Here is a 560-nt window from a genome sequence, read left to right as displayed (position 1 = left end):
AACCTGTCAATCCTATCAATAAGTTGATTAATAGCTTGCAAACTCGTTTCGAGATGCCTTACATGCTCTTGACTACTGGGATCAGTGACTACAGCATGTTTGGCTCTTAGTGGGCCATTCGCAAAACGATCGACTAATTGCTTAACCTTCATGTAAGGAGTAACCACCTCTGTTTGAGCTGGAGCTACCGACTTGGATTGCTTACCATCCATAGTTATCCCCAAGATTGAAATCGTGTCTCACACTGTTCAATATTATAGCATATGATGAAACTCATTCAACGTCGTGCCTATGGGTTTAGAAATTTTGAAAATTATAGGCTCTACACCAATTAAGGGGGCACTTTAATCGAGTTAGTATAAACTAAGTCCTTGATTTAGCGATCAAAAGGAGATTAAAGTGCCGAAGTACAATCTTATCCTAAATTTACCTGGATTTTCCATAGTAAAAGTGAGCGGATATCAACCATTAATATTAGATGTAAGCTATAACCGATTAGCCCGTTGTAGTCATTGTCAAAGTAAGAGCGTACGCAAGAAATCCTCGTATGTAAGAAGAGT

Annotated in this window: 2 protein-coding genes and 1 pseudogene; 2 read left to right on the top strand and 1 reads right to left on the bottom strand. The window is 38.8% G+C overall.

The features are described from left to right. Positions 1-212, bottom strand: a 212-nt coding sequence (locus E1O52_RS13060) for a hypothetical protein (protein ID WP_133128980.1), incomplete at its 3' end; no start/stop codon positions are given. Between the two features lie 51 nt (positions 213-263). Here E1O52_RS13060 and E1O52_RS13565 point away from each other — a divergent pair. After that, on the top strand, positions 264-335 hold the full coding sequence (locus tag E1O52_RS13565; protein ID WP_133129059.1) for a transposase: 72 nt from the start codon (positions 264-266) through the stop codon (positions 333-335). 64 nt (positions 336-399) lie between these two features. After that, positions 400-560: pseudogene (locus E1O52_RS13560) on the top strand (ISL3 family transposase); the annotation flags it as partial.

The organism is Legionella nagasakiensis, from assembly GCF_900639915.1.
GTDB classification, from domain to species: Bacteria; Pseudomonadota; Gammaproteobacteria; order Legionellales; family Legionellaceae; genus Legionella_A; species Legionella_A nagasakiensis.
This window is presented reverse-complemented; position numbering and strand designations above follow the sequence as displayed.